The following is a 411-nucleotide window of genomic DNA, read 5'->3' on the forward strand; positions in this document are numbered from 1 at the left end:
GTACAGGATTGTAGGCATAAGTTAAGTGCCTCCATCGCCCCAGAAGTAATTACAATATCGTCAGGTAGGACGTTCAAGCCTTGAACTTGATAGCGTTGGGCAATTTGTCTACGAAGTGTTTCACTGCCTGGAGGTAAATTGGTGAGCATACTGTTATCGGGCATTTGACGACTTGCATTGGCTAAACTGCGCGACAACGCTTGATGCGGAAACAAGGCAGGATCAGGGAATGCCGAGCTAAGTGGAATGATGCTAGGGTCTTTGGCACGTTGGAGCACATCGTAAAGCAAATCACTGATTTTAACGGGATACGGCTTGATGGCTTTTTGTTGTGCGAGTTCTGAGGTGAACACATTTCTGCGTGGTAAAACGAAATATCCAGATTTAGGCTTCGAGCGAACATAGCCTTGG

Annotated in this window: 1 pseudogene; it reads right to left on the bottom strand. The window is 46.5% G+C overall.

The annotated features are described in order from the left end of the window. Window positions 1-411 (bottom strand): annotated as a pseudogene (locus AB4512_RS24760) (PLP-dependent aminotransferase family protein); the annotation flags it as partial.

This window comes from Vibrio sp. 10N.222.52.B7, assembly GCF_041474275.1.
GTDB classification, from domain to species: domain Bacteria; phylum Pseudomonadota; class Gammaproteobacteria; order Enterobacterales; family Vibrionaceae; genus Vibrio; species Vibrio crassostreae_C.